General features: G+C 45.2%; 1 protein-coding gene. It reads right to left on the minus strand.

The window, feature by feature from the left end:
* Positions 1-290: hypothetical protein (locus ACVCZW_RS09805; RefSeq protein ID WP_452232316.1), on the minus strand; the 290-nt coding region annotated here is incomplete at both ends.

A 290-nucleotide genomic window follows, 5' to 3' on the forward strand; every position in this document is an offset into this window, starting at 1 on the left:
ACTGTTCCGGCTGGTACACCTTCTATAGTATAAGTTCCATCTGCTGCTGTAGTTGCTGTTGGCTCGCCTGCGTCTAATACGGCATCACCATCTAAATCAGCAAATACGGTTACTGGAGATGTGAATCCGGTTTCTGTTCCGTTTTGTGCCCCATCACCATCTTCATCATTATATACTAAACCAGTTACCGTTCCTGTAGTAGTATAACCATCTGTTCCGGCTGCAACTGTTCCACTTACTGGTACGGTTACTTCCGTTGGTTCTGTTCCTTCTGTTAATGTTGCTCCAGT

The sequence above is a fragment of the Lacinutrix sp. MEBiC02595 genome (assembly GCF_053601555.1).